The sequence below is a fragment of the Streptomyces spongiae genome, from assembly GCF_009377185.1.
Lineage (GTDB): Bacteria > Actinomycetota > Actinomycetes > Streptomycetales > Streptomycetaceae > Streptomyces > Streptomyces spongiae.
In genome coordinates, this window is sequence record NZ_VJZC01000615.1 from 1 (window position 1) to 5,751 (window position 5,751).

General features: G+C 69.7%; 5 protein-coding genes, 1 tRNA gene and 2 pseudogenes. 5 read left to right on the top strand and 3 right to left on the bottom strand.

Going from position 1 to position 5,751, the window contains the following annotated elements; all coding sequences use genetic code 11:
* Positions 1-81 precede the first annotated feature (81 nt).
* Positions 82-153 (top strand) — tRNA-Arg (locus FNH08_RS42910).
* A gap of 402 nt (positions 154-555) precedes the next feature.
* Here the strand turns inward: FNH08_RS42910 and FNH08_RS42915 are convergent.
* A pseudogene (locus FNH08_RS42915) lies at positions 556-963 on the bottom strand (fluoride efflux transporter FluC); the annotation flags it as partial.
* Between the two features lie 38 nt (positions 964-1,001).
* Here FNH08_RS42915 and FNH08_RS42920 point away from each other — a divergent pair.
* Positions 1,002-2,225, top strand: coding sequence for an NAD(P)/FAD-dependent oxidoreductase (locus FNH08_RS42920; RefSeq protein WP_152776932.1), 1,224 nt, complete (start codon positions 1,002-1,004; stop codon positions 2,223-2,225).
* A 10-nt stretch (positions 2,226-2,235) separates the two neighbouring features.
* Positions 2,236-3,189 carry a sigma-70 family RNA polymerase sigma factor gene (locus tag FNH08_RS42925; protein WP_322726378.1) on the top strand — a complete coding sequence of 318 codons (954 nt, stop codon included), beginning with the start codon at positions 2,236-2,238 and terminating at the stop codon, positions 3,187-3,189.
* Between the two features lie 289 nt (positions 3,190-3,478).
* Here FNH08_RS42925 and FNH08_RS42930 read toward each other — a convergent pair whose 3' ends face one another.
* Both FNH08_RS42930 and FNH08_RS42935 read right to left on the bottom strand, forming a co-directional pair.
* Positions 3,479-4,051, bottom strand: a complete 573-nt coding sequence (locus FNH08_RS42930) for a DM13 domain-containing protein (RefSeq protein WP_152776933.1) — start codon at positions 4,049-4,051, stop codon at positions 3,479-3,481.
* A gap of 202 nt (positions 4,052-4,253) precedes the next feature.
* Positions 4,254-4,646, bottom strand: a pseudogene (locus tag FNH08_RS42935) (flavodoxin family protein); the annotation flags it as partial.
* A 232-nt stretch (positions 4,647-4,878) separates the two neighbouring features.
* On the opposite strand from FNH08_RS42935, the gene FNH08_RS42940 reads away from it, so the two are divergent.
* Both FNH08_RS42940 and FNH08_RS42945 read left to right on the top strand, forming a co-directional pair.
* Positions 4,879-5,325 carry an SRPBCC family protein gene (locus FNH08_RS42940; protein WP_152776934.1) on the top strand — a complete coding sequence of 149 codons (447 nt, stop codon included), beginning with the start codon at positions 4,879-4,881 and terminating at the stop codon, positions 5,323-5,325.
* Between the two features lie 21 nt (positions 5,326-5,346).
* Entirely contained in the window at positions 5,347-5,676 is a 330-nt protein-coding gene (locus FNH08_RS42945; RefSeq protein WP_152776935.1) for a TfoX/Sxy family protein, read from the top strand.
* Positions 5,677-5,751 lie beyond the last annotated feature (75 nt).

Below are 5,751 nucleotides of genomic sequence, written 5' to 3' on the forward strand. Positions count from 1 at the left end.
CCCCCAGAAACCCGTTCATGACCTCCCCACCGAAGCTGGTAGGGTTCTACCCGTCGCCGCGCACACCGCGCCGCCGACACCGCCCCCGTAGCTCAGGGGATAGAGCAACGGCCTCCGGAGCCGTGTGCGCAGGTTCGAATCCTGCCGGGGGCACTCCGGGAAAACATCCTGACCTGCAGAAATACAGGTCGGGAGTTTTTGCGTTCACGTCAAAACGCACACGGTTCTTTGACCGTTGCTCTTTTCGAGCCTCGCAACCGAGTCCGCGCTCTCCTTCGGATGTGTTTCCGCAGCTCAAACGCCGTTTACCAAAGGCACGTTGGCCATGCATGCCGCCAAATACCGACTGTGCCGCGTGCCTCGTGCCTCGTGCCACTGGCGCCACTTCCGCTCGAAAGCCCCGTGCGACCTGTCTGAATGTGCCGAAGAGCACACAGAAACGCAAACGGTCTGGTGGGTCACTGTTTCCGGGCTGAACAACCGCCCTCTGGCGTCATCGGCAGCTGCTGAAGAGCTGCCGACCGTGGCCGACGGTGTCGAAGGCGCGCTCCGCTGCTCGGCAAAGGCAGCCCCAACGAATACTGCGCCGAGCCCGGCGACGACACTTGCGACGATGCTGGCGGCGGCGTAGAATCGTGCGCCGTCCTCGGCCAGCCGCAGTGTCTCGTACGAGAACGTCGATTACGTCGTCAGCGCCCCGCACAGCCCGGTGCCGAGCAGCAGCTGCACCTGCGAGGAGTCAGCGCCGGCCACCACCGCCCCGGTCAGCAGGCCGAGCACGAAGCAGCCGACGACGTTCACGGTGAAGGTGCCCCAGGGGAGGACACCGCAGCCATCGCCCGTGAGTGAGCTTTCTGCACGCGTCGCCCGCGTTGCTGATCCGCATCGACAGTTCCACGCCCTGCGACTGTGACCTATGCCACATGCAGTTCCTGTCAGGAATCGGGGCGCTGTTCCGCTCAAGTCGCCGACAGGGAGCAGCGAACCGACAGGAGCGAGACATGAAGCACCGCATCGTCGTCCTCGGCGCCGGCTATGCCGGGGCCTACGTGGCCGGGACCCTGGCCCGCCGGCTGTCCCCGGCGGACACCGAGATCACCGTGGTCAACGCCGAGCCGGACTTCGTCCAGCGGCTGCGGCTGCACCAGCTCGCGGCCGGCCAGGAGATCGAGGCTCCACAGCTCGCCGACGTCTTCGCGGGCACGGGGATACGGCTGCGCCTGGCCCGTGTCACCGCCGTCAACCCGGAGCGCCAGGTCGTCGCCGTGGCCGACGGCGACGGCGACGGCGACGGCGAACTCGGCTACGACACGCTCCTCTACGCCCTCGGCAGCCACGTCGCCGACCACGGTGTGCCCGGTGTGGCCGAACACGCCTTCCACGTCACCGGCCGGCCCGCCGCGCTGCGCCTGCGCGAGCGCCTGGACAGCCTGGACGCGCGGGGCGAAAGCGGCAGGGTGCTCGTCGTCGGCGACGGGCTGACCGGCATCGAGACCGCCACCGAGATCGCCGAATCCCGGCCCGGCCTGTCGGTGACCCTGGCCGCGCGCGGCGAGCTGGGCGCCCCGTTCTCCGCGGGAGCCCGCGGCCACCTGCGCCGGGCCTGCGTGCGGCTGGGCATCACCGTCCTGGAGCACACCACCGTAGAAGCCGTCGAAGCGACGCGGGTGCTGTGCGCCGACGGCACCGCCCTGGCGTCCGACGCGACCGTGTGGACGGCCGGGTTCGCGGTCAGCCCCATCGCCGCCGCCGGCGGGCTGGAGGTCACCGAGAACGGTCGGATCGTCGTCGATCGCACCATGCGGTCGGTCTCGCACCCGAGCGTCTACGCCGCCGGCGACAGCGCCTACGCCATCGGCGACAACGGCCGGCCGCTGCCCATGTCCTGCGCTTCGGCCGGCTACACCGGCCGGCAGGCCACGGAGGCGATCGTGGGACGCCTGACCGACTGCAAGATCCCGAACACCAAGCTGGAGTACCTGGGCAACCACATCAGCCTCGGGCGGCGGGACGGGATCCTGCAGATGGTCGACGACGAAGCGCAGGCGAAGCCGAAGTATGTGGGTGGCCGGAAGGCCGCTCGGATCAAGGCGGGCATCCTCAAGATGTCGCTGTGGGCCACCTCGCACCCGACCTTCGGCCTGCCCAGGCGCAAGCACCGCCTGGCCGCCGCACCGGATGCGTCCGCCGGAGAAAAGGCGGTCGGCGGTCGCGTAGCCGCCTAGGGTGATCCGAGTGGACAGCACCGCAACTGATCGCTTCGACACCAGCCGGTTCGAGGCCAGTCGGAACCGGCTGGCCTCGCTGGCGTACCGGCTGCTGGGCTCCGCCGCCGACGCCGAAGACGCGGTGCAGGATACGTTCCTGCACTGGCAGGCCGCCGACCGGCAGCAGATCAAGGTGCCGGAAGCATGGCTGACCAAGGTCGTCACCAACCTGTGCCTCGACCGGCTCCGCTCGGCACAGGCCCGCCGTGAACGCACCGTCGGCGCCTGGCTGCCCGAACCGCTCCTCGACGGCGACCCGATGCTCGGCCCGGCCGCCACTTTCGAGCAGCGCGAATCGGTCTCCCTGGCCGTGCTGACGCTCATGGAGCGCCTGTCCCCCCTCGAGCGCGCCGTCTACGTCCTGCGCGAAGCGTTCTCCTACAGCCATGCCGAGATCGCCGGGATCCTCGACATCACCGAGTCCGCAAGCCAGCAGCACCTCCACCGGGCCCGGCGCCGCATCACCGCCGCGCGCCGCGGCGGTGGCGAAGTCGACCTGGCATCCGCCCGCAGGATCGTCGAGGAGTTCCTCGCCGCCGCCACCTCGGGCCGCACCGAACGGCTGGTGGCGCTGCTCACCGACGACGCGACCGCGATCTCCGACGGCGCCGGCCTGACCGAGAGGCTGCTGCGGTACGACACTGCGCAGCGCGTCGCCGCCGTCGCACGGGCCGGCTTCAAACCCACACCCGCGAAACGGCGACTTGTCGGCGGCACGCCCGCCATCCATTACGCGGTCGTCAACGGCGCCCCCGCCATCCTCACCGTGCTCGGCGACCAGGTCGTCGGCTCCGTGACGTTCGACATCACAGGCGGCAAGATCGCCACCGTACGCGGCATCGCCGCCCCCACCCGCCTCGCCCGCCTCACCGAAGCCTGGCGACAGCACGAACCGGACACGCCGCTCATCGCCCAGTGGTGACCCGACGCCGACCACTGCTGGGCGCGCACCACCCGCGCTGCGATGAACCGGTCGACACAGCCGTGAGGACGTGTTCACCTCGCTACTTTGCACCGTGGGGCACACACAGGAGTCCCGAGCCAAGAAGACCGCGGTCACGAAGCCCTGAAAGCTACCGGCGGGCCAGTCCGCGTGGAAGGCGGAAACGGCGGCAGCGGGACGGACGACGAGCGGGACGCCCGCGCCCTGATCCCTCATATGCAGCCTGCACCGGCCTCGTGCCGGTTCCCGGCAGTGCCGTGAACTGCGGTCAGGCACGGGCGAGTTCGGCGGCGCCGAAGGAGACGTCGAAGCGGTCGCACCAGATGCTGACGCTGGTGTATCGGGACGGATCCACGTCACTGGACAGGGCGTAGTTCTGGCTGCCCTTGTTGCCCTTGAGCTTGCCGAGGCTGACGTACTTGCCGTCGTCGAAGACGTGCCAGCCGGCCTTCCCCTCCTTCACCGGTGCGTCGGTCAGCCACACGCGCAGGTCCGGCCCGTTGCTGGTGTCGAGGTTCTCCAGCCGGAGGACGTGGGAGCCGTCGGCCAGCCGTACGAGCTTCACGGTGCCTGATGTCGTGTGCTCGTGGCTGATCAGCTCACCGCGCGCCAGTGTCTGCGGACCGCCGGCGGCCGAGGAGGGCGGCTTGGAGGGAGCTTCTGAAGGCGCCGCGGCAGGAGGTGCGGAGGTTTCCACCCCGGGCAGGGCTTCCTCGACGGTTTCGTCCTGCCACAGCTTCCACGGCTGGAACCAGTACAGCCCGAAACCGACTCCGCAGACCGCCACCGCCAGCACGCCGATGACCCACGGCCTGGCCAGTACCATCCGCACGCGCCCCATCCCTGCCTCGCTTCTTAGGACTTTTGCCTGTCGCTCCCCCATTCAACGGAAACAGGCGGCCGTCCCACACCCCGCGGGTGATGACGGAATCCTTACGCCGACAGTCGCGCAGGGGCCGGGTGCTGAAGGTGCCAACCGGTACGGCTCAGCGGTGCTCGGGGTTGTCCGCCCCCGGGCGGCAGCCGGCGTCCCACTCCGAGCGCTGGAGGCTGTAGAGGACGTTCATGGCGCAGTGTTTGACACCGTCCTCGTTGCCGGTGATCAGACAGCCGCCGACCCGCCCGTAGTAGGCGTACTGTCCCTGGGGGTTGAGCAGACTGGAGCAGCTGTAGAGGCGCTCGATGACCTGCTTGGTGACGGAGCTGTCGTCGCCCAGCCAGATGGGCCCGGCCAGCACGAGGATGTCCGCTGCCATCACCTGCTCCTACAGCGCGGGCCAGGCATCGGTGGCGAAGCCGTGCGCGCGGCTCTTGTCGATGAGCCCTTGGATGTGGCTGAGCTGGGGCGACGGCTTGAGGGTGCAGTTGATGAAGAGCGCGCGCAGGTCGTCGAAACGGTAACCGTCGTCAGTGGACGGGGTGGGCTGTGCTGCCATGGCGGACTCCGGGGAGGACAGCGGACAGGGCCAACGGGCGGGGCAGGCGGCACTCCGTACCGCCCGGCGGCAGCGTCTCGCGGAAATCGCACGCTGTCTCGCGCGACGCACCGCCGCACGGTGCTTTCCACCGGCGTGCGACCTTCGTCGTGCGCTCGCCCACCGCCTCAAGGATCCTGGAGGCGGTAACAGAGCCCGGTTCCTGGCCGGTCGAGGACAAGGCAACAGCACGATGACGATCGACGTGTCAGCGGAGCGCATGGTCCCGCTTCCGCCCGAACGGGTGGCCGAGTACGCCATGGACTGGCGCCATGACGCTGAGTGGACCCAGGGCATCCGCACCGCGGAACTGACCCGGGAGGCCGACCAGGGCGGCTTCGGCGTGGGCGCCGAGGTCACCCGTACGGCGTACTTTCTCGGCCGGCGCATCGACTACGTCCTGCGCGTGGCCGCGTACGAGCCGCCCCGCCTGCTGGACATGGTCTCCGTGGCCGGGCCGATGCCCATGCACGTCACGTACACCTTCGAGCCGGACCCGCGGGGCACCTTCGCCCGCATCCGGGTCCGGGGCGGTGGGGGTGGCTTCTACCGGCTGGCCGCGCCTGTCCTGGCCCGCCAGGTCCGCTCCTCCATCGGCAAGGATCTGCGTGACCTCGAACACCGGCTCACCGGACAGTAACCGGACAGTAAGAGGACCACCATGGCATACGACGAAGGACTGGCGGAACGGATCAGACAGCGACTCGGCTCTGATCCGGACGTCACGGAAAGGCGTATGTTCGGCGGGATCGCCTTCCTGTACCGCGGCAACATGGCCGTGGGCGTGAGCGGCGACGATCTCATGGTGCGAGTCGGCCCCGACCACACCGACGCGGCCCTGGCCCGGCCCGGCACACGCGTCTTCGACATGACCGGCCGTCCCATGCGCGGCTGGATCCTCGTCGCCGGCACCGCTCTCAGCGAGGATGACGTCCTCGGCGAGTGGGTCGACGAGGGACGTGCCTTCGCCGTGCGCCTGCCGCCCAAGTAGCGGCCCTCGACGCCCCGGCCCGCGCCCCGGCCCCCCCCCCCGCCACAGCCAGGCCGACCCCGTACCCCCCTCCGG